A 23982-nucleotide genomic window follows, 5' to 3' on the forward strand; every position below is an offset into this window, starting at 1 on the left:
CATGTGAATGACATCATGGTGAAGTTGGCGTCATTGAAGGAACAAATCGAACGGTGTCTTGACCACCCATTTTTGCGCGCGCATGTGCCGACTCCGGCTGTTGACGAAGACCGGCTGCTGCTTTCGCTGTCGATGATGACTGACGCTCCCGCGGTGCCGAATGAGCCGGACCGGTGCATCATCGCCATGATGCTCATGCAAATCGCCCTTGACACCCATGATGCGGTGACAGACCGCGGCGGCGATTTGCGGACGCGGCAGCTTGTCGTTTTGGCCGGCGACTTGTACAGTGGGTTATATTACGACTTGCTGGCGCGCTCGGGCGATGTTGCGCTCATCCGTTTGTTCGCCGAAGCGGTCCGGGAAATTAACGAGCAAAAGGTGCGGCTGTATGAAAGAAAGACGGAGCGGCTCGAGACGCTGTTCGCTGCGGTCGGCACGATCGAGTCGGCGCTGCTGGCGAAGCTTGCCGAGCGCATCGGGGCGCCGCAATGGGGGGAATTTGCCGGCCATTACTTGCTGTTGCGGCGCTTGTTGCTCGAGCAGGAAGCGTTCGTTCGCACCGGGTCATCGGTGCTGTTTGAGCAAATGGCGCATATCGCCTTTCCTCGGGCCAAGGTGCTGACGAAAGAACAAAAGCGGCATTTGCTTCGCCTTTGCGAGCGTTATATCAACCATTGCAAAGAAGCGCTGCCGGCGGCCAATTTGCCGATGAACGACGTGCTGCGGCTCCGCATGGCGGAGCTTGCCGGCGGATTTCAAGCCATCGTCAAAAAGTCGGTGGAAGAAGGGTAGAACGATGCATCAATCGAAAGAAGAGCGAGTCCATCGCGTATTTGAAAAAATTTCTGCACATTATGACCGAATGAATTCGATCATCAGCTTCCGCCGCCATTTGAAATGGCGCGAAGACGTCATGCGGCGAATGAACGTCCAAAAAGGGAAAAAGGCGCTTGACGTCTGTTGCGGAACGGCCGACTGGGCGATCGCGCTGGCGGAGGCGGTGGGGCCGGAGGGGGAAGTGTACGGCCTTGATTTCAGCGAAAACATGCTGAAAGTTGGCGAGCAAAAGGTGAAGGCGCGCGGCCTCGGCAACGTCAAGCTCATTCACGGCAACGCCATGCAGCTTCCGTTTCCTGACAATTCGTTCGATTACGTGACGATCGGTTTCGGCTTGCGCAACGTTCCTGACTATATGACGGTGCTTAGGGAAATGCATCGCGTCACGAAGCCGGGCGGCATGACCGTCTGCCTCGAAACGTCGCAGCCGACGCTGTTTGGCTTCCGCCAGCTTTACTATTTTTATTTTCGGTTTATTATGCCGCTGTTTGGCAAGCTGTTGGCGAAAAGTTACGAAGAATACTCGTGGCTGCAGGAGTCGGCGCGCGAATTTCCAGGGCGGGACGAGCTGGCTGAGATGTTCCGCGAAGCCGGTTTCGTTGATGTCGAGGTCAAACCGTACACGTTCGGCGTAGCGGCGATGCATTTAGGCTATAAACGATGAGTCAAGGTGAACACCATGAAGTTAAAGGCGATGTATTCGTTTTTAAACGATGATTTGGCGGCGGTCGAAGAAGAGCTGGAGCGGACGGTGCGCTCGGAATACGGGCCGCTCGGGGAAGCGGCGCTCCATTTATTGCGAGCGGGCGGAAAGCGGATCCGTCCCGTTTTTGTCTTGCTGGCTGCCCGCTTTGGCCGGTATGATTTCGAGCGGGTGAAACATGTTGCTGTCGCGCTTGAGTTGATTCATATGGCATCGCTCGTCCACGACGATGTCATCGATGACGCCGACGTGCGCCGCGGCCGGCCGACGATCAAAGCGAAGTGGAGCAACCGCTTTGCCATGTATACAGGCGATTACCTCTTCGCCCGTTCGCTCGAGCGGATGGCGGAGCTTGCCAGTCTGCGCGCTCATCAAGTGCTGGCGAAAACGATCGTTGAAGTGTGCCGCGGGGAAATCGAGCAAATTAAAGACAAATACCGGTTTGACCAGCCGCTTCGTACGTACTTGCGGCGCATCCGCCGCAAAACGGCGCTATTGATCGCCGCGAGCTGCCAGCTCGGCGCCCTGGCCGCCGGCGCGCCCGAGACGGTGGCCAATCGGCTGTATTGGTTCGGCCATTACGTCGGCATGTCGTTTCAAATTACCGATGATATTCTCGACTTCACCGGCACGGAAGAGCAGCTCGGCAAGCCGGCGGGAAGCGACTTGCAGCAAGGAAACGTCACTCTCCCGGTGCTGTATGCCCTTTGCGATGAACAGGTGCGGGCAAAAATTACGGCCGTCAACGCGGACACGGATGCCGAGGAGATGGCGGCGGTGCTGGCGGCCATTAAACAGACGGACGCCATCGAACGATCGTATGAGCTGAGCGACCGCTACCTGGAAAAGGCGTTGCGCATGCTTGGCGAGCTGCCGGCCAACGAAGCGCGCACGCTGCTTCATGATCTCGCCCTCTACATCGGAAAAAGGGATTATTAGCGCTTTCAAGGACGTTGTTGCCAACGGCGAGAAACAATGATACTATGATGGGTGGGAACCCGTTTCCCAGTACATACGACAGTAGAGGTGGAGAGCGAATGGCAGAACGGACATTTGTGATGGTGAAACCGGACGGGGTTCAGCGCAATTTGATCGGCGAGATTGTCGCACGTTTTGAAAAAAAAGGCTTCCAGCTTGTCGGCGCGAAACTGATGCAAGTGTCGCGCGAACTCGCCGAGCAACATTACGCGGAACATAAAGAGCGCCCGTTTTTCGGCGAGCTCGTCGACTTTATCACCTCGGGGCCGGTGTTTGCGATGGTGTGGGAAGGCGAAAACGTGATCGCCGCCGCCCGGCAAATGATGGGGAAAACGAATCCGCAGGAGGCTGCTCCTGGCACGATTCGCGGCGATTTCGGCCTCACAGTCGGCAAAAACGTCATTCACGGCTCCGACTCGCCGCAAAGCGCCGAACGCGAAATCAACTTGTTCTTCAAAGAAGAAGAACTCGTCAGCTATTCGAAACAAATCAATGCATGGCTGTACTGATGCGAAGACCGGCCGCGACTCGGCCGGTTTTTGCCGTTTTTGTACATTGACAGGGGAGAGGAACAGGCGAAGATGGACGATTATGCACAGTTCATTGCCAAAGTGAAGCGGAAAACGGGCATTGACTTATCGTTATACAAAGAAGCCCAAATGAAGCGGCGTTTGGCGTCGTTGTACATGAAAAAAGGGCTAAAGAGCTTTGCTGAGCTGTTTGCAGCGATGGAGAAAGAGCCGGCGCTATGGCATGAATGTTTGGACCGGATGACGATCAACGTCTCGGAGTTTTACCGCAACGCCAAGCGATGGGAAGTGCTTGAGGGCGTGATTTTGCCGCGGCTTTTGGCGGAAAACCCGCGCCCGAACGTATGGAGCGCCGCCTGCTCGACGGGCGAGGAGCCGTATACGCTTGCGATGGTGCTCGCCAAACGGCTGCCGCTTCACCGGGTGTCCGTATTGGCGACCGATATTGACGACAATGCGCTCGCCCGCGCGCGCCTAGGGCTGTATAGCGAGCGGTCGCTCGTGGAGCTGCCGGAAGAGATGAAACAAACATTTTTTACGAAAGACGGCGAGTATTATAAAATAGACGAAAAGATTAAACAAACGGTCAAGTTTCAAAAGCACAACTTGCTCGCGGATCCGTTTCCGCGCAACATGGATTTGATCGTCTGCCGCAACGTGCTCATTTATTTTACGGAAGAGGCGAAGCGAATGCTGTATCGCAAATTTCACGACGCGCTTCGGACGGGAGGCGTGCTGTTTGTCGGCAGCACCGAACAGATTTTCAATCCCGGCCTGTACGGTTTTGAAGTCGAAGAGACGTTTTTTTACCGAAAAAAATAGCTTGCGCCGGCTTCTTTTTTTCCTAAAACTATTTTCATTTTTCGAATTTATGATATATTTTTACTTAAACGCGTTAAAGACCTGAAGGGAGAGACAAACATGCGGTATTTGACGGCAGGGGAATCGCATGGGCCGCAATTGACGGCCATTTTGGAAGGAGTGCCGGCCGGGCTCGCGCTATGCGCCGAGCATATCAATAAAGAGCTGGCGCGCCGGCAAAAAGGATACGGACGCGGCCGCCGCATGCAGATTGAAAAAGACGAAGTGAAAATCACAGGCGGCGTCAGGCACGGGAAAACGCTTGGCTCGCCGATTGCGCTCGTTGTCGAGAATCGCGATTTTAAACATTGGCAAACGATTATGGCGGTTGAGCCGATTGATGACGAAGCGGAAGTGAAGCGGAAAGTGACGCGTCCGCGCCCAGGGCATGCTGATTTAAACGGCGCCTTGAAATACGGACATCGCGATATGCGCAACGTGCTAGAGCGCTCGTCAGCAAGAGAAACAACGGTGCGTGTGGCGGCCGGGGCGGTGGCAAAGCGCATTTTGGAAGAGGTCGGCATCCGCGTCGCGGGCCACGTCATCGAAATCGGCGGCGTGCGCGCAGAGAAGCTCGATTACCGTTCGCTTGAAGAATTGCAGGCAGTGACGGAAGAATCGCCGGTGCGCTGCTTTGACCCGGAGGCGGGGCAAAAAATGATGGAAACGATCGATTGGGCGAAGAAAAACGGCGATTCGATCGGCGGCATTGTCGAAGTGATCGTTGAAGGCGTTCCGGCCGGAGTCGGCAGCTATGTCCATTACGACCGGAAGCTTGATGCAAAAATCGCCGCTGCGATCGTCAGCATCAACGCGTTTAAAGGCGTTGAATTCGGGATCGGCTTTGAAGCGGCGCGCCGTCCGGGAAGCGAAGTGCACGATGAAATCATTTGGAGCCCAGAACAAGGCTTTTCGCGCCGGACGAACCGGGCGGGCGGCTTTGAAGGAGGAGTGACGACCGGGATGCCGATCGTCGTGCGCGGAGTGATGAAGCCGATTCCGACGCTGTATAAGCCGCTTCAAAGCGTGGATATCGAGACGAAAGAGCCGTTTGCGGCAAGCATTGAACGGTCGGACAGCTGCGCCGTGCCGGCGGCGAGCGTCGTCGCCGAGGCGGTCGTCGCCTGGGAAGTGGCGGCGGCGATCGTTGAGCAGTTTGGGCAGGACCGGATGGACTTGATTAAGGAAAATGTCGAGCGCGCCCGCCGTTATGCAAAGGAGTTTTGACGATGATCGAACGGACGATTGAAACGGCGACAAAGCGTTATCCGCTTCTGTTGGGCGACGGAGCGGCCCGCGAGCTGCCAAGCTTGCTTCGGTCGCTCGCCTGCCCGCCGGGGACGAAGCTTTTCATCATCACCGACGATACAGTAGCGCCTCTTTATTTGGACGAGGTGCGCGCGACGCTCGCCGCCGCTGAGTATGATGTGTACGCCTACGTCATTCCAAGCGGGGAAGCAGCCAAGTCGTTTGACAACTATTACGCCTGCCAGACGGCGGCCATCAAGTGCGGGCTCGACCGCCGCTCGGTGATTGTCGCGCTTGGCGGCGGCGTCGTCGGCGATTTGGCGGGATTTGTCGCCGCCACCTATATGCGCGGCATCCGTTACATTCAAATGCCGACAACACTTTTGGCCCATGACAGCGCCGTCGGCGGCAAAGTCGCGATCAACCATCCGCTCGGCAAAAATATGATCGGCGCTTTTCACCAGCCGGAGGCAGTCGTATATGACACCGCCTTTTTGCGCACGCTGCCTGAGCGCGAGATTCGATCCGGGTTCGCTGAGGTGATCAAGCACGCGCTCATCCGCGACCGTCGGTTTTACGAGTGGCTGCGCGCAGAAATCAAGACGCTTGCTGACTTGCATGGCGACAAGCTCGCCTATTGCATTGAAAAGGGTATTGACATTAAGGCCTCCGTCGTGCGTGAGGATGAGAAGGAAACCGGGGTGCGCGCCCATTTGAATTTCGGCCATACGCTCGGCCATGCGCTGGAAAGCGAATTAGGCTACGGCACGCTTACTCATGGGGAGGCGGTCGCGATCGGCATGCTGTTTGCCGTCTTTGTCAGCGAACGGTTTTACGGCCGGTCGTTTGCTGAACACCGGCTGGCCGACTGGTTTTCTGGATACGGATTTCCAGTGTCGCTGCCGGCAGCGGTGCAGACGAGCCGCCTGCTCGAAAAGATGAAAAGCGACAAAAAGGCGTACGCCGGCACGGTGCGGATGGTGCTTCTCTGTGAGATCGGCGACGTCGAAGTGGCGGAACTCGAAGACGACAAACTGCTCGCGTGGCTGAACGAGTTTGCCAGACGGGGGGAGAACGATGATTCGCGGCATTCGCGGAGCGATTACAGTGGATCGAAATGACGCCGAGGAAATCGTGGCGGCAACTGAAACGTTGCTTCGTGAAATGATCCGCGCAAACGATGTCGCCGCTGCCGACGTGTCGTTTGTGCTCATTTCCGTCACCGACGACATCACCGCCGCGTTTCCGGCGCAGGCGCTGCGCCGGTTGGACGGCTGGACGTATGTTCCGGTCATGTGCATGAGGGAAATTCCGGTTCCCGGTTCATTGCCGCGCTGCATCCGCGTCATGATGACGGTGGCGACGGAGAAGAAGCAAGAAGAGATTTGCCACGTGTATTTAAAAGAGGCGGTCGTGCTGCGCCCCGATTTGTCGTTGACAAAAAAAACAGAAATGTAATATAGTTAAAATAACCTCTTTGCCCCCCTGAAACAGCGGGGACGTTAGAAGCTGAGCGAGAGCAGAGAGCGAGCGTAGGGTAGATGAGAATGAGCGAGTTTAGCTGAGGTGAGCGTTTTTTTTCATTCGCCGACATCTGCCCAAAGACGGTCGTCTTTGGGCATTTTCTTTCCCCATTGTTTCGCCTCATAAACCCTCATTCTTCGCCCGTCGATCACGAAAGGGAGGAGAAGCGATGTCTGCTGATGAGCTCGCCGCTTTTTTGGCGGAAGCGAACGAATTTCGCACCATCCCGATTGTGCGCAAATTTTTAGCCGATGTTATTGAACCGCTCGGTGTTTTTGCCAATTTGCGCGAGGAAGCGGTGTTTTTGCTTGAAAGCAAGGATGACGAATCGCCGTGGGCGCGCTATTCGTTCATCGGTGTGGCGCCGTTTTTGACGCTCGAAAGCGAAACAGGAGAAACGTTTTCGGTGAAAGACGAAAACGGGGTGGAACGAATCACGGCGCCGACGCTGAAAGAAGCGTTTCAATGGGCCGAGCGGATGCTTGCCGTCAAGCCGCTCGTCGGGACAGTGCCGTTCACAGGCGGCGCGGTTGGTTTTTTAGGGTATGATTTCATTTCCGCCATCGAGAAAGTGCCGCGCCATAAAAACTGCGATGTGCCCATGAAAGCGGGTTATTTCGTGTTTTGCGAATCGCTGTTTGCGTTTGACCATCAAAAGCGCGAGCTGCTGCTCATTCACTACATTCGGTTGTGCGGCAATGAAACAGAGGAAGAGAAAATCGAAGCGTACCGCGCGGCCGAACGGCGCATGGCCGATCTCGCGGCGAGAGCGGCCCGCGTTCGCACCGAGCAGCCGCTCTTGCCGGCGGAAGGCGAATCGGGGCGGGCCGCCTCGTTTGCCAAAGCGGCGTCCAATTATGACAAAGAACAGTTTTTGCGCGATGTTGAGGCCGTGAAACAGTACATCGCGGCCGGCGATGTGTTTCAAGCCGTCTTGTCGCAGCGCTTTTCGGTGCCTGTCCATGTTGGCGGGTTCGCCATTTATCGGCTTCTTCGCCATATCAATCCATCGCCGTACATGTTTTATTTCCGGCTGGACGATGCGGAAATTGTCGGCAGTTCGCCGGAAAAACTCATTCAAGTGCGCCATCGGCGCGTCGAAATCGACCCGATCGCCGGCACACGGCGGCGCGGCCGATCTCCAGAGGAAGATGCGAAACTTGCTGATGAGCTGTACCATGATCCGAAAGAGCGGGCCGAGCATTATATGCTTGTCGATTTGGCGCGCAACGACATCGGCCGGGTCGCCAAGTACGGCACGGTCGAGGTGCCGATGTTGCTTGAGATCGGCAAGTTTTCACACGTGATGCATTTAATTTCCAAAGTCGTCGGTGAACTGAACGACAACGTTCACCCGATCGACGCGCTTCTTGCCGCGTTTCCGGCTGGGACGGTGAGCGGGGCGCCGAAAGTGCGGGCGATGCAAATTTTGCAAGAGCTCGAGCCGACAGCGAGGGGGTTGTATGCCGGAGCGATCGCCTATATCGGGTTTGACGGTAACATCGATTCGTGCATTGCCATCCGGACGGCTGTCGTTAAAGACGGCTATGCCTATGTGCAAGCCGGCGCCGGCATTGTCGCCGACTCGATTCCGGAACTCGAATGGAAGGAAACGCGCAATAAGGCGAGCGCTTTGATGAACGCGATTGAACAAGCGGAACGATTATTTGCCAAAGGAGAGAGAGTTATATGTTAAAGCAGTTGCTGTCAAAATGTGCGGAAGGGGAAGCGTTGACGGAAAGCGAAGCGTATGCGGCAATGAATGTGATCATGTCCGGAGAGGCGACGGACAGCCAGATCGCCAGCCTGTTGTCCATGCTCCGTCTGCGTGGAGAGACGGTCGATGAGCTTGTCGGATTTGTGCGGGCGATGCGCGATCGAATGACCTCCATCGAAGCCGGCGATGATGTCATCGACACGTGCGGAACGGGAGGCGACGGGGCGGCGACATTCAACGTTTCCACCGCCGCGGCGATCGTCATTTCATCGCTCGGCGTCAAAGTCGCCAAGCACGGCAACCGCGCTGTTTCCTCAAAAAGCGGCAGCGCCGATGTGCTCGAGCGGCTCGGCATTGACATTCAAACGTCGCCGACTGCCGCCAAACAGGCGTTGGCGACGAAAGGGCTGGCGTTTTTGTTCGCCCCGCTCTATCACGCGGCGATGAAACACGCCGCCGGGCCGCGGAAGGAAATCGGTTTCCGCACCGTTTTCAACTTGATCGGTCCGCTCGCCAATCCGGCGCGCTGCAAACGGCAAGTCGTCGGCGTCTATTCGACCCGCTACGCCGAAAAGCTGGCGGAAGCGATGCACCGTCTCGGCTCGGAGCACGTTTTGTTCGTCACCGGGCGCGACGGGCTTGATGAATGCAGCATCGCGGCGGAAACGGATGTTGTGGAGCTGAGAAACGGCTCGATCCGCCGCTTCGTCCTCGCGCCGGAAGATGTCGGTTTGCCGCGCGGCGCGCTCGCCGACGTGCAAGTGCGCGATCCGGAAGAGAGCGCTGCGCTTCTTGAAGCGGTGATGGCGGGAACGGCGCCGGAGAGCGCCATCAATATCGTGGCGCTGAACGCCGGCGCTGCCTTGTATGTTGCCGGAAAAGCGAGGACGATCGCTGACGGAGTAGTGATGGCAAAAGACGCCATTTTATCCAACGCTGCGTACGAACAATTGCAGCGCCTCCGGGCAAAGGAAGTGGTTCATGATGCTTGAGCAAATTTTGGCGACGAAACGGGAAGAAGTGGAAACATTGACGCTGCCGGAGCCATTGCCAAAGCGGAAGCGCCGTCCATTTGCGGCGGCGCTTCGCCAGCCGCGGCGGGCGCTTGGCTTGATCGCCGAGGTGAAAAAAGCGTCGCCGTCAAAAGGCGTGATTCGCGCCGATTTTGATCCGGTGGCCATCGCGAAAGCGTATGAACGCGCCGGCGCCGACGCGATCAGCGTGCTGACGGATGAACGGTATTTCCAAGGACACCGCTCCTATTTGCGGGCGGTGAAAGAAGCGGTCGACCTCCCGGTTTTGCGCAAAGACTTCATCATCGACCGCCGGCAAGTCGAAGAAAGCGCTCGGCTCGGAGCAGATGCGATTTTGTTGATCGGCGAGGCGCTTCCGCCGGAAACGCTTGAAGCGCTGTATAACGAAGCGTACAGTTTGGGGCTTGAATGTTTGGTTGAAGTGCATGCGAAAGAGACGCTTGAGCGCATTTTGGATCGATTTACGCCGGAAGTGGTCGGCATCAACAACCGCGATTTGCATACGTTTGTGACGACGCTGGAGGCGACGAAAGCCCTCGCTTCGCTCGTTCCGCCGTCGTGCGTCATCGTCAGCGAAAGCGGGATTGGTTCTTACAACGACGTACAGGCGGTTCAGTCGTACGGAGCACAGGCGGTGCTCGTCGGTGAGTCGCTCATGCGCCAAGACGATGTGGAGCGGGCGGTCTATCGGCTGTTCGGAGAGGAAGATGGCGATGGTTCGGCTTAAATATTGCGGCAACCGTTCCGCTGAAGACGTGCAAGTGGCCATCGCCAGCGGCGCCGACTACCTTGGCTTTATTTTCGCTGAGAGCAAGCGGAAAGTTTCGCCAAGCGAAGTGCAGCAATGGCTTGCGCCGCATGAGCTTGGCGCCAAACGGCTTGTCGGCGTCTTTGTCAACGCGCCTGCCGAGCAAATCGCTGCCGTCGCCGCCCAGCTGCCGCTTCATGTCATCCAATGCCACGGCCGGGAAACGCCGGCGGAGTTGGCGGCGGTGAAGGAGGCGGTGCCGCTTTCGGTTTGGAAGGCGATCCACCACGGCGACGGGGCGCTTGACGCCATGAAGCGGTATGCCGGGATCGCCGATGGCTACGTCGTCGACAGCCGCGTGGCCGGCGCATGGGGCGGGACGGGCGTCGCCTTTGATTGGGCGGCGGTGCCGCGCTATTTGGAAGAGGCGGCCCGCCAAGGTGTGCCGTGCTTCATCGCCGGCGGCGTCACTCCGGACAATATCGAGCGGCTGCTCGTCTACCGCCCGGATGGCATTGATATCAGCAGCGGCATTGAAACGGACGGACGCAAAGATCCAGTGAAGATGAAGCGAATCGAAGAAAAAATGAAACATTGTTCTAAATAACACGGATTGAAAAGAACAGCGCCGCTCAGGCGACTGGCAAGCGCTCTCTTTTGAAGAAGCGTTGCTTTGTCTTTCAACCTTATAAATGAGAAGGTGGATTTGATGATCGAATGTGTTCCGAATGAATACGGCCGGTTTGGCGATTTTGGCGGCAAGTTTGTTCCTGAGACGCTCATGCTTCCGCTTGAAGAAATCGAAGCGGAGCTTGACAAAGCGCTTGCTGATGAATCGTTCAAACAAGAATACATCCGCATTTTGCAGCATTATTCCGGCCGCCCGACCCCGCTCACGTTCGCGCCGAATTTGACACAACGGCTTGGCGGCGCGAAAATTTATTTAAAGCGCGAAGATTTAAACCACACTGGCGCCCATAAAATTAACAACGCGGTTGGCCAGGCGCTTTTGGCGAAACGGATGGGCAAGAAAAAGCTGATCGCTGAAACCGGTGCCGGCCAGCACGGCGTCGCTGCGGCGACGGTGGCCGCCCATTTCGGCATGGATTGCATCGTCTTTATGGGCGAAGAAGATATCAAGCGGCAAGAGTTGAACGTGTTTCGCATGAAGTTGTTAGGCGCGGAAGTCGTGCCGGTGTCAAGCGGCAACCGGACGTTGAAAGATGCGACGAACGAGGCGATTCGCTATTGGGTCGCTCATTGCGACGACCATTTTTACATGATCGGCTCGGTCGTCGGTCCGCATCCGTACCCGAAAATGGTGCGCGAGTTTCAGCGCATCATTGGCGATGAGGCGAAGGAGCAGTTTCTTGCCCGCGAGGGGAAGTTGCCGGATGTCATCGTCGCCTGCGTCGGCGGCGGCAGCAACGCCATCGGCATGTTTTATCCGTTTTTGCAAGATGACGTCCGTCTTGTCGGCGTTGAGGCCGCCGGCAAAGGAATCGACACCCCGCATCATGCGGCGACGATTACAAAAGGGACGAAAGGGGTCATCCACGGGGCGATGACCTACTTGTTGCAAGATGAGTACGGGCAAATTCTCGAACCGTATTCGATTTCCGCCGGCTTGGATTACCCCGGCGTCGGCCCGGAACACGCGTATTTAGCGAGCATCGGCCGCGTCCGCTACGAAAGCGCGACCGATGACGAGGCCGTCGCCGCGTTCCAATTGTTGGCGCAAACGGAAGGCATCATTCCGGCCATCGAATCGGCCCACGCGGTGGCGAAAGCCGTCGAGCTCGCCCGCGGGATGTCGCCGGATGAAACGGTGCTTATTTGTCTGTCCGGCCGCGGCGATAAAGATGTGCAAACGATGATGCGCCATCTCAGCGCAAAGGAAGGTGAAGACATTGCCGCTGTCCGTTAATCCGCCGCTATTTATCCCGTTTATCGTCGCCGGCGATCCGACTACCGATGTGACGATTGATCTCGCCTTGGCGCTTGAGGAAGCTGGGGCTGACATCTTGGAGCTTGGCGTGCCATACTCCGACCCGCTCGCCGACGGGCCGACGATTCAACGCGCCGCCGCAAGGGCGCTTGATGGAGGCATGACGCTGCCGAAAGCCATCCAGCTTATTGGCGAGATGCGAAAAAAAGGGGTAAACATTCCGATTATTCTCTTTACGTATTACAATCCTGTGTTACAATTAGGAGAAGAATCCTTTTTTGCTTTAGCGCAGGAAAATGGCGCCGACGGCGTGCTCATTCCCGATTTGCCGTTTGAAGAAAGCGGCCCGATCCGCGAACTTGGCGAACGATTTGGCCTCCCGCTCATTTCGCTTGTCGCGCCGACGTCGAAGCAACGGATCGAGCGGATCGCTTCGGCGGCGAAAGGGTTTTTGTATTGCGTCTCCTCGCTTGGCGTTACCGGTGTGCGCGAGACGCTGCCGGAGACGCTTGGCGATTTCCTCCGTGAAGTGAAGCGGCATAGCCGCGTCCCGGTCGCTGTCGGCTTCGGCATTTCGACGCCGGGGCAAGTCGCGATGTTAAAAGAGGTGTGCGACGGTGTTGTCGTCGGCAGCGCTCTCGTGCAAAAAGTCGAGCAGCTGGCTCTCCGTTTGCAGAAGCCGGACGAAAGGGAAGCGGCTGTCGCTGAGTTTGCCGCCTACGCCCGTTCGCTTGCTGCGCCGCTTCGGGAGCCGTGTTCTTCGCGCTAAAAGTTCCAAATTGAAGGAGTTGGCGACATCGATGCAAGTAAAGGAATCGCTCCAGGGGCTTTCCCCGTACCAGCCGGGAAAATCGATTGAAGAAGTCAAGCGGGAATACGGCTTGTCTGATATTATTAAACTCGCTTCTAACGAGAATCCGTACGGTTCGTCGCCAGCGGCAAAAGCGGCCATCGCCGCTGAGCTTGACCGCCTCGCTGTTTATCCGGACGGCTACGCCCGCGCGTTGCGCGAGAAAGTAGCCAACCATCTTGGCGTCAAGGAAACGCAGCTTCTGTTTGGCAACGGCTCGGATGAGGTGGTGCAAATTTTTTGCCGCGCCTTTTTAGAGCCGGGAACAAATACAGTGATGGCGGCGCCGACGTTTCCGCAATATCGCCATAATGCCATCATCGAGCGGGCCGAGGTGCGCGAAGTGCCGCTTGTTGACGGGCGGCATGACTTGGAGGCGATGCTTGCGGCCATCGATGAAAACACGCGCATCGTCTGGGTTTGCAATCCGAACAACCCGACCGGCACGTATGTGAACGAAGCGGAATTGCGCGCCTTTTTGGACCGCGTGCCGCCGCACGTGCTCGTCGTCGTGGATGAAGCGTACTACGAATATGTGACGGCGCCCGACTATCCGCAAACGGTGCCGCTGTTAAACGAGTACGAGCAGCTTGTCGTGATGCGCACATTTTCGAAAGCGTACGGCCTTGCCGCGCTCCGCGTCGGCTACGGCGTGGCGAGCGAGGCGCTCATCCGCGCCGTAGAGCCGGCGCGCGAGCCGTTTAACACGTCAACCATCGCTCAAGCGGCCGCGGTGGCCGCGCTTGATGACCAAGCGTTCATCCGCGCCTGCGTCGAACGAAACCGCGCCGAGCTCGAGCGGTATTACCGCTTTTGTGAGGAACATGGCCTGAAATATTACCCGTCGCAAACGAACTTTTTGTTCATTGACTTCGAGTCGGATGGCGACGAAGTGTTCCGTTATTTGTTGGAGCGAGGTGTGATCGTCCGCTCGGGCAAAGCGCTCGGCTTGCCGACCGGCGTGCGTGTGACGGTCGGCGCGAAAGAGCAAAACGACCGGGTGTTGGAACTGATTGCGCAGCTGCTTCGGGAAAAACAGCTTGCCTGACGATTCGCGGCGAGATGGATAAGAAAGACCGGCCCGTTGCTTTTTGAAAGCAGCGGGCGCATGTTTACATAAAGTAGGTGGGACGGTTGGAAGGAAAGGTGTTCATTGTCGGCCTCGGTTTGATCGGTGGGTCGATTGCGCTGGCGATTAAAAAAACGCATCCTGAGGCGATGATCATCGGCTATGATGTCAATGAGCGGCAGCTCGGCTTGGGGCGCTCGCTCAAGGTGATCGACGAAGCTGCCCGTTCGCTTGAAGACGGATACGAACAGGCAGATTTGATCGTTTTGGCTGTTCCCGTCATGCAGACGGAGGTGCTTCTTTCGTCGATGCCGCTCGAGCGGTTGAAGCGCGGCGTGATCGTCACCGATGTCGGCAGCACGAAGCAGCGCATCGTCCAAGGCGCCCGCCGCCTGTTGGACCATGGCGTAGTATTCATCGGCGGCCACCCGATGGCCGGGTCGCATAAAAGCGGCGTGGCGGCGGCGAGGGCGCATCTGTTTGAAAACGCCTTTTACATTTTGACGCCGACGGACGATGTACCGCTGAAGCAAGTCGAGACGTTGAAACAGTGGCTTGCGGGAACGAAAGCGCAATTTGTCATCTTGACGCCGGAGGAACACGACCGCATCACTGGGGTGATCAGCCATTTTCCGCATTTGATTGCGGCGAGCCTCGTTCATCAGGCGCGTGAATATGAGAGCGAAAACGCCCTCGTCAGCCGGCTGGCGGCCGGCGGTTTTCGCGACATCACCCGCATTGCGTCGAGCAATCCGGAAATGTGGCGCGACATTTTCATCCATAACAAGCATGAACTGCTTGCGCTCTTTGACCGCTGGATCGCTGAAATGGAGAGGCTGCGCTCGTTTGTCGAAGAGGAGAACAGCATCGCCATTTACCATTACTTTTTGGAGGCAAAGCAGTTTCGCGACGGACTGCCGACACGGACAAAAGGAGCGATTCCGTCGTTTTACGATTTGTATGTCGATGTGCCGGATTATCCGGGCGTCATTTCCGAAGTGACCGGCTATTTGGCTGAGGAAAACATCAGCATTACGAACATCCGCATCATCGAGACGCGTGAAGAAATTTACGGTGTGCTCCGCCTCAGCTTCCAAAGCGAAGACGATCGGGCGCGGGCGAAAGCGTGCCTTGCCCAGCATACGAATTATGCCATCTATGAAGGGTAGCAACAAAAAACAGTGGAGGGGTTTCGATGCAGCTGCCAACGAACGTATCATCGCTTCGAGGGACGATTGAAGTGCCCGGCGATAAATCGATTTCCCATCGCGCCGTCATGCTCGGGGCGCTCGCTTCGGGACGGACGGTGATTGATCATTTTTTGCCTGGGGCGGATTGTTTAAGCACGATCGACTGTTTCCGGAAACTCGGCGTCGACATTCGTCAGGACGGGACGCGCGTCGTTGTGGAAGGAGCCGGCTCCTGCGGGCTGCGCGAGCCGGCCGCCGTGCTTGATGTCGGAAACTCCGGGACAACGGCGCGCCTGTTGCTCGGCATTTTGGCCGGCCAGCCGTTTCACGCCTGCCTTGTCGGCGATGAATCGATCGCGAAGCGGCCGATGGGGCGGGTGACGAAGCCGCTTCGCGAAATGGGTGCGCATATTGATGGGCGCGATGGGGGCAATTATACGCCGCTTTCAATCCGCGGCGGTGCGCTTCGCCCGCTTCATTACAACTCGCCGGTGGCGAGCGCGCAAGTAAAATCAGCCATTTTGCTCGCCGGCTTGTTTGCTGACGGCGTGACGTCCGTTACTGAACCGCACCGCTCGCGCGACCATACGGAGCGGATGGTTCAGTTGTTCGGCGGCGAGGTGAACGTCGACGGCTTGACCGTTTCCATCGCCGGGAGGCAGCCGCTATCCGGGACGCATATTTACGTTCCCGGCGATATTTCGTCCGCTGCCTTTTTCCTTGTCGCCGGCGCCATTGCGCCAAACAGCGAAATTACGCTGAAAAACGTCGGCTTAAACCCGACGCGGACCGGCATCATCGATGTGCTCGAACGAATGGGGGCGGATATCGCGATTGACAATGTGCATAACGAAGAAACGGAGCCGGTCGGCGACATTACGGTCCGCACGTCGGCGCTCCAAGCCGTCGAAATCGGCGGCGATTTGATCCCAAGGCTCATTGACGAAATTCCAATCATCGCTTTGCTTGCGACGCAGGCGGAAGGAACGACGGTCATCAAAGATGCGAGCGAACTGAAAGTGAAAGAGACAAATCGGATCGATACGGTCGTCACCGAGTTGAAAAAATTCGGCGCTGACATTGAGGCGACCGATGATGGCATGATCATCCGCGGCAAAACGCCGCTTTACGCTGATGGGATCGTTGTCGACAGCCATGGCGACCACCGCATCGGCATGATGCTCGCTGTTGCCGCCTGCATCGCCAAAGGGGCGGCCCGCCTCGAGCGCCCGGAAGCGGTCGCGGTTTCCTATCCGGCGTTTTTTGCCGATCTCCGTTCGCTTCTGTAAGGTCTCCCGCCCCAAGCGGGCGGGCGGTCATATTTTGCTTCGCTCGTTCATATGTTGTCAATGAGAGGAATGGCTCCGTATTTTTTGAAAGCGTATACATTTTCCGCTGCCGGCCGAAAAAACGGCGCGCTTCGCAGGCGGCGAGCGGTTTGGTTGCGGAAACGGCCATGATCGATTATCATCATTCATGTTCCTATGCAAGAGTACATAACGATTTTGAATGGCAAAGGCGGCGATCGGCGTCTTCCGCCGTCCGCCGCCTGCTGCAAGAGAGGGTTGAAAACATGACACGCGTCGAACAAATCATTCGTCTAGTGGAAAACGGAAACATCGATCAGGCGCTGAAACTTGTGCCCAAAGTGAAAAAATACGGAAGTGATGAAGAAAAGTATGAGCTCGCCGACTGTTTGTACAGATGGGGAATGCCGGAAGAGGCGAAAGAGCTGCTTGAGGAGCTGGCGTCCCGCTATCCGGACGACGGCGACATCCGCCTGTTTTTGGCGGAAGTGTATACGGAGCTCGAAGCTGAAGAGGAAGCGCTCGCCATTTTGTCGGAGATCGATGAAGACGATCCGCAGTTTGTCCGCGCGTGCCTTCTTGCCGCTGACTTGTACGAAATGCAAGGGTTGGCGGAAGTGAGCGAGCGGAAGCTGCGCCAAGCGTACGAGAAAGCCCCTGACGAGCCGATCGTGCAGTTTGCTTTGGCCGAGCTGTATTTTTCGCACGGTGAATACACAAAAAGCGTGCCGCTTTATGAACAAGTGCGGAAGACGAACAAGGAGATGGCCGGCGTCCTCATCACCGAACGGATCGCCGAGGCGCTCAGCCGCTCTGGTGAGTTTGAGGCGGCGCTTCCGCATTACGAAGAGGCGCTCAACGAAAAAACAGACAGCCGGACGCTGTTCGCCTACGGATTCACTGCGTTGCAGGCCGGCTATACGCAAACGGCCATCGATAAGCTCAGCGCTTTAAAAGAGCTCGATCCGGACTACACCCCGCTTTACCTTTATTTAGCCAAGGCGTATGAGCAGGAAGGGCGGCTTGAGCAAAGCTATGAAACGGCGCAGGCCGGCATCAGCGTCGATGAATGGAACAAAGAGCTCCGCCTTTACGCCGGCAAGCTGGCGCTCAAGCTGAACAAGCCGGAGGAAGCAGAAGAGCACTTGAAAAAGGCGCTTGAGATCGATGGCGGATACATTGAAGCGCTCACGGTTTTATCGGCGCTTTGGTTAAATGAACAGCGCTATGAGAACGTCGTAGCGCTTCTTGAGCAGGCCATGGCCGATGGCGAGTACGATCCACAGTTTGAATGGGATCTCGGGCGCGCCAAACATCGACTTGAGATGTATGACGATGCATTAAACCATTACAATGAGGCATATAATTTCTTTAAGCATAACATTGATTTTCTCGAAGAGTACGGATATTTTCTCATCGAGGAAGGAAATCGGGCGGCGGCGAGAGAAATATTTCAGCAGATCGTCCGTCTCGACCCAACCCATACGGAGGCGGCGGAGACGCTGCTTGAGCTCGAAGAGTAGGGGAGAAGCGGTGGCCATACCTCTTTCTTGGAAACCGATCGAGGGGGAAGCGCACAATGACACACGTATCCGTCAATGAGAAAAAAGAGTTTATCCGTTGGTTTTTAAGCCACTATCAGTTGAAGCGACGCGAGTGTGTCTGGATTTTAAACTATTTGATGAGCCATGACCAGCTCATGCAAAAGGTGCATTTCGTCGAGAATGCCCAATATTGCCCGCGCGGCATCATTATGTCGACCCATTGCGTTGATGATGTGCCGTTTCGCTTTTACAAAGGCAATGTCATGACGACTGATGCAGAGAAGTCGTTCCACGACATCCGTTTAAACCGCGACGAAGATATTTACATTCAACTGAATTTCCGCGCTTCTTTTCACTCGCCGCAATATGTCGCCGTGCTTGAGGAAAACCCGTATGCGCCGAAGCAGGCGCAAGTGAGCGAAAACGACCAGCGCCTTGCCGAGCAGTTTTTGGAGCGGTCCATTTACGAATTTCGCCGCGGGCGGCTCATGAAGCTGATCGATGAGGCGCTTGACCGCCGTGATGAAGAGGAGTTCCGCCGCCTGAGCGACGAATTAAACAAATTGTAACAGCCTTGCCGCAGGCAAGGTTTTTCTTTTGCCGAAAAATATGGTATGGTGATGGAGGGAATAAACTTTAAAGGCAAAGGAGAGTACGAATGAAGTGGACAGGAGAAGATGTCGCCATCTATGAACGAGAGCGCGACTACATCGACACAGCGCTCCTTCCGCTTTTGCCGGTGGCTTTCGGCCAAGGAACGAGGCGGCTCGCTTCCGGCGGGGAGCTTGTTCAGCTCATCGCGGCCGAGGTCGAGCGGCAGCTAAGGGGGCGGGTGTTTTTGCTGCCGCCGTTTGTGTATTTCGCCGATGAACCGCGGGCACAGCTTGTAGAAAGGCTGTCGGATTGGACAAGCCGACTCGAGCGGGAAGGGATGAGGCAAGTGTTTTATGTGACATGCGATCGTGCGTGGCAAGAGGAGGGGGAAGCGAGCCGCGTTTGGCTCATCCCGGCTGTTCCGCTCGAAAGCATGGAGGAATCGTACAAGCATGAGCTGGTCAGAGAGCAGGCTGCCGAGCTGCTCCGTTTTCTCGTCGGCCGCTGGGCGCAAAGGTAAGTAAGGCAAAGTCCGACGTTTTGCCGCCTGCGATATTGACCTTGTCCGGCAATTGAGCTATCATTAGAATGTCCTAGTTTTCCATATGTGTTATACATACAATCGTCCGGTGCGGACTTGATTTTGCATAGAGGGGGGAAGACGATGAGCGACAACAAACATCGCGTAACGAGACGTCAATTTTTAAACTACACGCTGACCGGCGTCGGCGGTTTTATGGCAGCCGGGATGCTTATGCCGATGCTCCGCTTTGCCTTTGATCCGATCTTGAAGGACGAAGCGGGGACGGAAATGGTCGCGGTAGCGGACGTCAAAGAGATTACGACCGAACCAAAGCGCTTCGATTTCAAAGTAAAGGTGAAAGACGCTTGGTACGAGTCGGAAGAGCCGAAATCAGCATGGGTGTATAAAACGGACAAGGGGGAGATCATCGCCCTGTCGCCGATTTGCAAACACCTCGGCTGTACGGTTGACTGGAACACGGACAAAGAGCATCCGAACCAGTTTTTCTGCCCATGCCACTACGGGCGCTATGAAAAGGACGGCACGAACGTTCCGGGAACGCCGCCGCAAGCTCCGCTTGACCGTTACGAGTACAAAGTGAAAGACGGCAAGCTGTACTTAGGCAAGGCGAAACCAAGAGGGGAGGCGTAATGCGTGTTAAACAAGCTGTATGACTGGGTCGATGAACGCTTAGATATTACGCCTTTATGGCGGGATATCGCCGATCACGAAGTTCCGGAACACGTCAACCCCGCCCATCATTTTTCCGCCTTTGTCTATTGTTTCGGGGGTCTGACGTTTTTCGTCACAGTCATTCAAATTTTGTCGGGCATGTTTTTGACGATGTACTACGTCCCGGATATTAAAAACGCGTGGGAGTCGGTGTATTACTTGCAAAACGAAGTGGCGTTCGGCCAAATCGTGCGCGGCATGCACCACTGGGGGGCAAGCCTCGTCATCGTCATGATGTTTTTACATACGCTGCGCGTCTTTTTCCAAGGGGCTTATAAAAAGCCGCGCGAAATGAACTGGATCGTCGGCGTATTGATCTTCATGGTGATGATGGGCCTTGGCTTCACCGGCTACTTGTTGCCGTGGGATATGAAAGCGCTGTTTGCGACGAAAGTCGGTTTGCAAATTGCGGAAGCGACGCCGCTCATCGGCCCGGCCATTAAAACGCTGTTAGCCGGGGACCCAGAAATTGTCGGCGCCCAAACGTTGACGCGCTTCTTTGCCATTCATGTCTTCTTCTTGCCAGCGGCTTTGCTCGGCTTAATGGCAGCGCACTTTTTAATGATTCGCAGACAAGGCATTTCCGGTCCGCTATGATCGGTCGGCCCGACGTTTGCAGGCGATAGAAAAAAGGAGGGAACCACGCAATGCATCGCGGAAAAGGAATGAAATTCGTCGGCGATTCCCGTGTTCCCGCGGTGAGAAAACCGAATATTCCAAAGGACTATTCGGAATATCCCGGGAAAACAGAAGTGTTTTGGCCGAACTTCCTGCTCAAGGAATGGCTGGTCGGCTCGGTCTTTCTCGTCGGTTTCTTATGCTTGACGGTCGCCCATCCGTCGCCGCTTGAGCGGATCGCCGACCCGACGGACACGACGTACGTGCCGCTGCCTGACTGGTATTTCTTGTTCTTATATCAATTGCTCAAATATTCGTATGCGTCCGGTCCGTATACGGTCGTCGGCGCGATCGTCATCCCGGGGTTGGCGTTTGCTGCGTTGCTTTTGGCACCGTTTTTGGACCGCGGCCCGGAGCGCCGTCCCTGGAAGCGTCCGGTAGCGACCGGGATGATGCTGTTGGCGCTTGCAGCGATGATTTATTTGACATGGGAAGCGGTTGTCACGCACGACTGGAAAAAAGCGGCTGAACAAGGGAAAATTCGGGCGGAAGTGAAAATTGACACGAACGCAGAAGGCTATAAAATCGCCCAAGCGAACACATGTACATCGTGCCACGGACAAAACTTGTCCGGCGGCGCTGGCCCGTCGCTCATCGGTACCGGCCTGAAGCCAGAAGAAATTGCGAAAATTGCGAGAGAAGGGAAAGGCAGCATGCCGGCTGGCATCTTTAAAGGCACGGATGAAGAGTTGAAAAAATTGTCGGAATTCATCGCCGGCTTAAAAGCGGAATAAATCGTTTCGGCGCGAAAAAAGCTGACTTGCCACAGTCAGCTTTTTTCGTGCCAACATGAAACCGAGGCGAGGTGCAGATGATGGCATGGCTTTATGCGCTGTTGGCTTCCCGGCCGGTTGTTTGGCTGCTCTTGTTCGTCAACGCGGCCGGCACCATCTATGGATATTATTGGTATCGTTATCAACTTGCCGATACGCCGCCCGTCTTTTTGCCGTTTGTTCCCGACAGCCCGACGGCGAGCCTTTTTTTTCTTGTCGTCCTTGCGGCATGGCTTTTCGGCAGGTCGGCGCCGCTTTTTGAAGCGTTGGCTTTGGTGACGCTTGTTAAGTATGGAATTTGGGCGGTCGTCATGAATGTGCTCGTTTGGCGCGTCACCGGCACGCTCGATTGGGCCGGCTGGATGCTCATCGTTTCGCACGGAGCGATGGCGGTCGAAGGAATGCTGTATGCCGGGTTTTATCGATTTCGCCTTTTTCACCTTATGCTGGCGGCCGTTTGGACGCTGCATAACGATGTCATCGACTACGTCTTTGGCATGATGCCGCGCTATAGTGTGCTGGCTGACTACGCCGACGAAATCGGCTATTTTACGTTTTGGTTGAGCATCGCATCGATTGCCGTTGCGTATCAGCTTGGCGTCCGCCTCCGGCGCCAGCCGCTTCTGCCGGGCGGCATGTCTTTCCGGCAGGCAGCAGAGTAGAGCGTTGAACACAAGAAGGAACGTTGGGCGGCGGCTTTCTGGCAGTTGCCTGGTCTACTCTTGTCCACTCCTTCATACATTGTAATAGTGAATGAGGGAGGGACGATGATGAAGCGAATCGGGCTGGCTATGCTGTTGTCGCTCGCCTTTTTATGGCCAGCGCCCGTTGGCGCGGCCGGACAAACAAACGGTTGGGAGCAGTTGGACGATATTTCCGACGAGGCGCTGCAATTGGCGAAAAACGGGCGTTTTGCCGAAGCAAAAGAAGTGCTCCGCTATTTTTCCGAGCGGTTTTACGCTCTTGAAGCGAAAGAACGGTTGAAATCGGCCGATGAATTGCGGGCGGTGACCGTGACGCACGAGCAGGCGGTCAAGGCGATGGCGGCGCCGATCCCCGATGAAGACAAAGTGGCGGCGATCACTCAATTTCGCCTTGTCGTGGACGCCATCCATTCGACCTACCAGCCGCTTTGGTCGGAAATGGAGCCGGCGGTTATGGAGGCGTTTGCCGCGGTCGAAAAGGCGGCGGAACAAGGTGAGCAGAAAGCGTATGCCGCTGCCCTTCGCCAGTTGCTTGACCGCTATACATTGATTGAGCCGAGCGTGAAAATTGACGTGCCGCCGAAGGTCGCGATAAAGGTGGATGATGACCTTGAGGAGCTGCAGTCCGTTTCGTTTTGGCAGCTTGGCGAAAGCGAGCAGCGCGAGCAACTCACCGATGCGCGGCATGATCTAGAAGCGCTGTTTGCCGGGGTGAAAAAGGACGAAGCGGACCCATCGCTGATTTGGGTGATGATTTCGACCGGCGGGGTGATCGTATTGACGCTGACGTACGTCGGCTGGCGGAAGTACAAAGGGGAAAAAGAGGAGAAGCGGGCGCGGCAGCCGGAAGACTAAGCATCGGCGCTTTTTACGAGGGGGATGTTTCCCTCTCTTTTTGTTTTTCCACAGCTTTCCCAAGCGCCGCCCCGGCATTTCCAAGCGGCGCTTGCCGGGCTTGTCCCGGTTTTGGGCTTTCGCGCCAGCGGCTTTTCATGGTTCGAGCGGCCGTTTCTGTTCGTCGAGCGTAAACCCTTCGCCGAGCACATCGTGCACATCGGTGACCGCGACGAACGCATGCGGGTCGACGGACATAATGACGTTTTTTAAACGCGGCAGTTCATTTTTGGCGACGACGCAATACAAGACATCGCGGTCGCGCTTCGTATACGAGCCGCGGCCTTTGAGTACGGTGACGCCGCGCTCCATATCCGTCAAAATGCGGTTGGCGATCTCTTCGCTTTTTTCTGAGATGATCGTTGCCCCTTTTGCCGCATAGCCGCCTTCCTGCATAAAATCAATGACCCGGGCGGCGATAAAGACGGCGACCAACGTATACATCGCCTCGCGGTATGATAAGTAAAGCAGAAGCGATAACGTGATGACGGTGGCGTCAAAGGCAAACATCGTTTTGCCCATGCTGATGCCTTTATATTTATGGACGAGGCGGGCGATAATGTCGACGCCTCCAGTCGTGCCGCCGTAGCGGAAAATGATGCCGAGGCCGACGCCGATAAAGACGCCGGCAAACAAGGCTGCGAGCGTCATGTCGTGCCGAAGCGGCATATGGATCATGTAGCGTTGAAAGATGGATAAAAATACGGAAACCGCGACCGTGCCGATGACGGTATAGAGAAACGTCTGGCGGCCGAGCAGCTTCCAGCCGATAAAAAAAAGCGGAATGTTGAGCGCCAAGTTCGTGATGGCTGGGTCAAAACCGAACAAAAAATAAAGAAGAAGGGTAATGCCGGTAAACCCGCCTTCCGCTAAATTGTTTTGCATGTTGAAATGGACGAGCCCAAAGGCGAAAATGGCGGCGCCAAGCAAAATAAACAAGCAGTTTTTGACCTTTAGTCCGAAAATCATACCTTCCCTCCGTCCGCAAAAATA

The 23982-nt window shown here is 56.1% G+C and carries 26 protein-coding genes; 25 read left to right on the forward strand and 1 reads right to left on the reverse strand.

Translation table 11 applies throughout. The features are described 5' to 3' along the window. Nucleotides 1-15: 15 nt before the first annotated feature. The 25 genes from GJ1_RS04620 (at nt 16) to ypjB (ending at nt 22950) form a co-directional block, all read left to right on the forward strand. Entirely contained in the window at nt 16-795 is a 780-nt protein-coding gene (locus GJ1_RS04620) for a heptaprenyl diphosphate synthase component 1 (protein WP_066229275.1), read from the forward strand. A gap of 4 nt (nt 796-799) precedes the next feature. Beyond that, nucleotides 800-1504, forward strand: coding sequence for a demethylmenaquinone methyltransferase (gene menG / locus GJ1_RS04625; protein ID WP_066229107.1), 705 nt, complete (start codon nt 800-802; stop codon nt 1502-1504). Between the two features lie 15 nt (nt 1505-1519). Further along, nucleotides 1520-2482 carry a heptaprenyl diphosphate synthase component II gene (gene hepT / locus GJ1_RS04630; RefSeq protein ID WP_066229109.1) on the forward strand — a complete coding sequence of 321 codons (963 nt, stop codon included), beginning with the start codon at nt 1520-1522 and terminating at the stop codon, nt 2480-2482. A 98-nt stretch (nt 2483-2580) separates the two neighbouring features. Further along, nucleotides 2581-3030, forward strand: coding sequence for a nucleoside-diphosphate kinase (gene ndk, locus GJ1_RS04635; RefSeq protein ID WP_066229112.1), 450 nt, complete (start codon nt 2581-2583; stop codon nt 3028-3030). Between the two features lie 72 nt (nt 3031-3102). Continuing rightward, a complete protein-coding gene (locus GJ1_RS04640) occupies nt 3103-3873 on the forward strand; it encodes a CheR family methyltransferase (RefSeq protein ID WP_066229115.1) in 771 nt (256 codons plus the stop codon). A 99-nt stretch (nt 3874-3972) separates the two neighbouring features. Beyond that, a complete protein-coding gene (aroC, locus tag GJ1_RS04645; RefSeq protein WP_066229118.1) occupies nt 3973-5139 on the forward strand; it encodes a chorismate synthase in 1167 nt (388 codons plus the stop codon). A 2-nt stretch (nt 5140-5141) separates the two neighbouring features. Continuing rightward, complete coding sequence (aroB, locus tag GJ1_RS04650; protein ID WP_066229121.1) at nt 5142-6281, forward strand: 3-dehydroquinate synthase; 1140 nt, start codon at nt 5142-5144, stop codon at nt 6279-6281. Beyond that, on the forward strand, nt 6238-6618 hold the full coding sequence (aroH, locus tag GJ1_RS04655) for a chorismate mutase (protein ID WP_066229126.1): 381 nt from the start codon (nt 6238-6240) through the stop codon (nt 6616-6618). Before aroB ends, aroH begins: the two co-directional genes overlap by 44 nt. A 235-nt stretch (nt 6619-6853) precedes the next feature. Then, nucleotides 6854-8380 carry an anthranilate synthase component I gene (trpE, locus tag GJ1_RS04660; RefSeq protein WP_066229129.1) on the forward strand — a complete coding sequence of 509 codons (1527 nt, stop codon included), beginning with the start codon at nt 6854-6856 and terminating at the stop codon, nt 8378-8380. Further along, on the forward strand, nt 8374-9393 hold the full coding sequence (gene trpD / locus GJ1_RS04665) for an anthranilate phosphoribosyltransferase (protein WP_066229132.1): 1020 nt from the start codon (nt 8374-8376) through the stop codon (nt 9391-9393). Before trpE ends, trpD begins: the two co-directional genes overlap by 7 nt. Then, nucleotides 9386-10162 (forward strand): indole-3-glycerol phosphate synthase TrpC, encoded by a 777-nt coding sequence (gene trpC / locus GJ1_RS04670; RefSeq protein ID WP_066229278.1) that lies wholly within the window; start codon nt 9386-9388, stop codon nt 10160-10162. The genes trpD and trpC overlap by 8 nt, the downstream gene beginning before the upstream one ends. Further along, nucleotides 10149-10790 (forward strand): phosphoribosylanthranilate isomerase, encoded by a 642-nt coding sequence (locus GJ1_RS04675; RefSeq protein WP_066229135.1) that lies wholly within the window; start codon nt 10149-10151, stop codon nt 10788-10790. Before trpC ends, GJ1_RS04675 begins: the two co-directional genes overlap by 14 nt. Before the next feature lie 102 nt (nt 10791-10892). After that, nucleotides 10893-12110 carry a tryptophan synthase subunit beta gene (gene trpB / locus GJ1_RS04680; RefSeq protein WP_066229137.1) on the forward strand — a complete coding sequence of 406 codons (1218 nt, stop codon included), beginning with the start codon at nt 10893-10895 and terminating at the stop codon, nt 12108-12110. Continuing rightward, entirely contained in the window at nt 12094-12900 is an 807-nt protein-coding gene (trpA, locus tag GJ1_RS04685; RefSeq protein WP_066229141.1) for a tryptophan synthase subunit alpha, read from the forward strand. The genes trpB and trpA overlap by 17 nt, the downstream gene beginning before the upstream one ends. Nucleotides 12901-12931: 31 nt before the next feature. Next, on the forward strand, nt 12932-14029 hold the full coding sequence (gene hisC, locus GJ1_RS04690; protein ID WP_066229146.1) for a histidinol-phosphate transaminase: 1098 nt from the start codon (nt 12932-12934) through the stop codon (nt 14027-14029). A gap of 86 nt (nt 14030-14115) precedes the next feature. Further along, nucleotides 14116-15219, forward strand: coding sequence for a prephenate dehydrogenase (locus GJ1_RS04695; protein WP_066229149.1), 1104 nt, complete (start codon nt 14116-14118; stop codon nt 15217-15219). Between the two features lie 26 nt (nt 15220-15245). Further along, nucleotides 15246-16529 (forward strand): 3-phosphoshikimate 1-carboxyvinyltransferase, encoded by a 1284-nt coding sequence (gene aroA / locus GJ1_RS04700; RefSeq protein WP_066229152.1) that lies wholly within the window; start codon nt 15246-15248, stop codon nt 16527-16529. A gap of 284 nt (nt 16530-16813) precedes the next feature. Beyond that, nucleotides 16814-18070 carry a tetratricopeptide repeat protein gene (locus GJ1_RS04705; protein WP_066229155.1) on the forward strand — a complete coding sequence of 419 codons (1257 nt, stop codon included), beginning with the start codon at nt 16814-16816 and terminating at the stop codon, nt 18068-18070. 56 nt (nt 18071-18126) lie between these two features. After that, nucleotides 18127-18660, forward strand: coding sequence for a ReoY family proteolytic degradation factor (locus tag GJ1_RS04710; RefSeq protein ID WP_066229158.1), 534 nt, complete (start codon nt 18127-18129; stop codon nt 18658-18660). Between the two features lie 89 nt (nt 18661-18749). Next, complete coding sequence (locus GJ1_RS04715) at nt 18750-19205, forward strand: YpiF family protein (RefSeq protein WP_066229160.1); 456 nt, start codon at nt 18750-18752, stop codon at nt 19203-19205. 144 nt (nt 19206-19349) lie between these two features. Further along, the gene (locus GJ1_RS04720) at nt 19350-19859 is read left to right on the forward strand and encodes a Rieske (2Fe-2S) protein (protein WP_066229162.1); all 510 of its coding nucleotides are present in this window, start codon (nt 19350-19352) and stop codon (nt 19857-19859) included. Nucleotides 19860-19862: 3 nt separating this feature from the next. Next, nucleotides 19863-20537 carry a menaquinol-cytochrome c reductase cytochrome b subunit gene (qcrB, locus tag GJ1_RS04725; RefSeq protein ID WP_011231676.1) on the forward strand — a complete coding sequence of 225 codons (675 nt, stop codon included), beginning with the start codon at nt 19863-19865 and terminating at the stop codon, nt 20535-20537. A 50-nt stretch (nt 20538-20587) separates the two neighbouring features. Continuing rightward, nucleotides 20588-21352, forward strand: coding sequence for a menaquinol-cytochrome c reductase cytochrome b/c subunit (locus GJ1_RS04730; protein WP_066229165.1), 765 nt, complete (start codon nt 20588-20590; stop codon nt 21350-21352). A gap of 80 nt (nt 21353-21432) precedes the next feature. Continuing rightward, nucleotides 21433-22053, forward strand: coding sequence for a lipoprotein heptaprenylglyceryl N-acetyltransferase LhaT (gene lhaT, locus GJ1_RS04735; RefSeq protein WP_066229167.1), 621 nt, complete (start codon nt 21433-21435; stop codon nt 22051-22053). 108 nt (nt 22054-22161) lie between these two features. After that, nucleotides 22162-22950: a sporulation protein YpjB gene (ypjB, locus tag GJ1_RS04740; protein ID WP_066229169.1), complete on the forward strand. Its 789-nt coding sequence runs from the start codon at nt 22162-22164 to the stop codon at nt 22948-22950. 135 nt (nt 22951-23085) lie between these two features. On the opposite strand, the gene GJ1_RS04745 is transcribed toward ypjB, so the two are convergent. Continuing rightward, on the reverse strand, nt 23086-23958 hold the full coding sequence (locus GJ1_RS04745; protein WP_066229172.1) for a YitT family protein: 873 nt from the start codon (nt 23956-23958) through the stop codon (nt 23086-23088). Between the last annotated feature and the right edge of the window lie 24 nt (nt 23959-23982).

Source organism: Geobacillus jurassicus NBRC 107829 (genome assembly GCF_001544315.1).
In the GTDB taxonomy this organism is placed as follows: Bacteria; Bacillota; Bacilli; order Bacillales; family Anoxybacillaceae; genus Geobacillus; species Geobacillus jurassicus.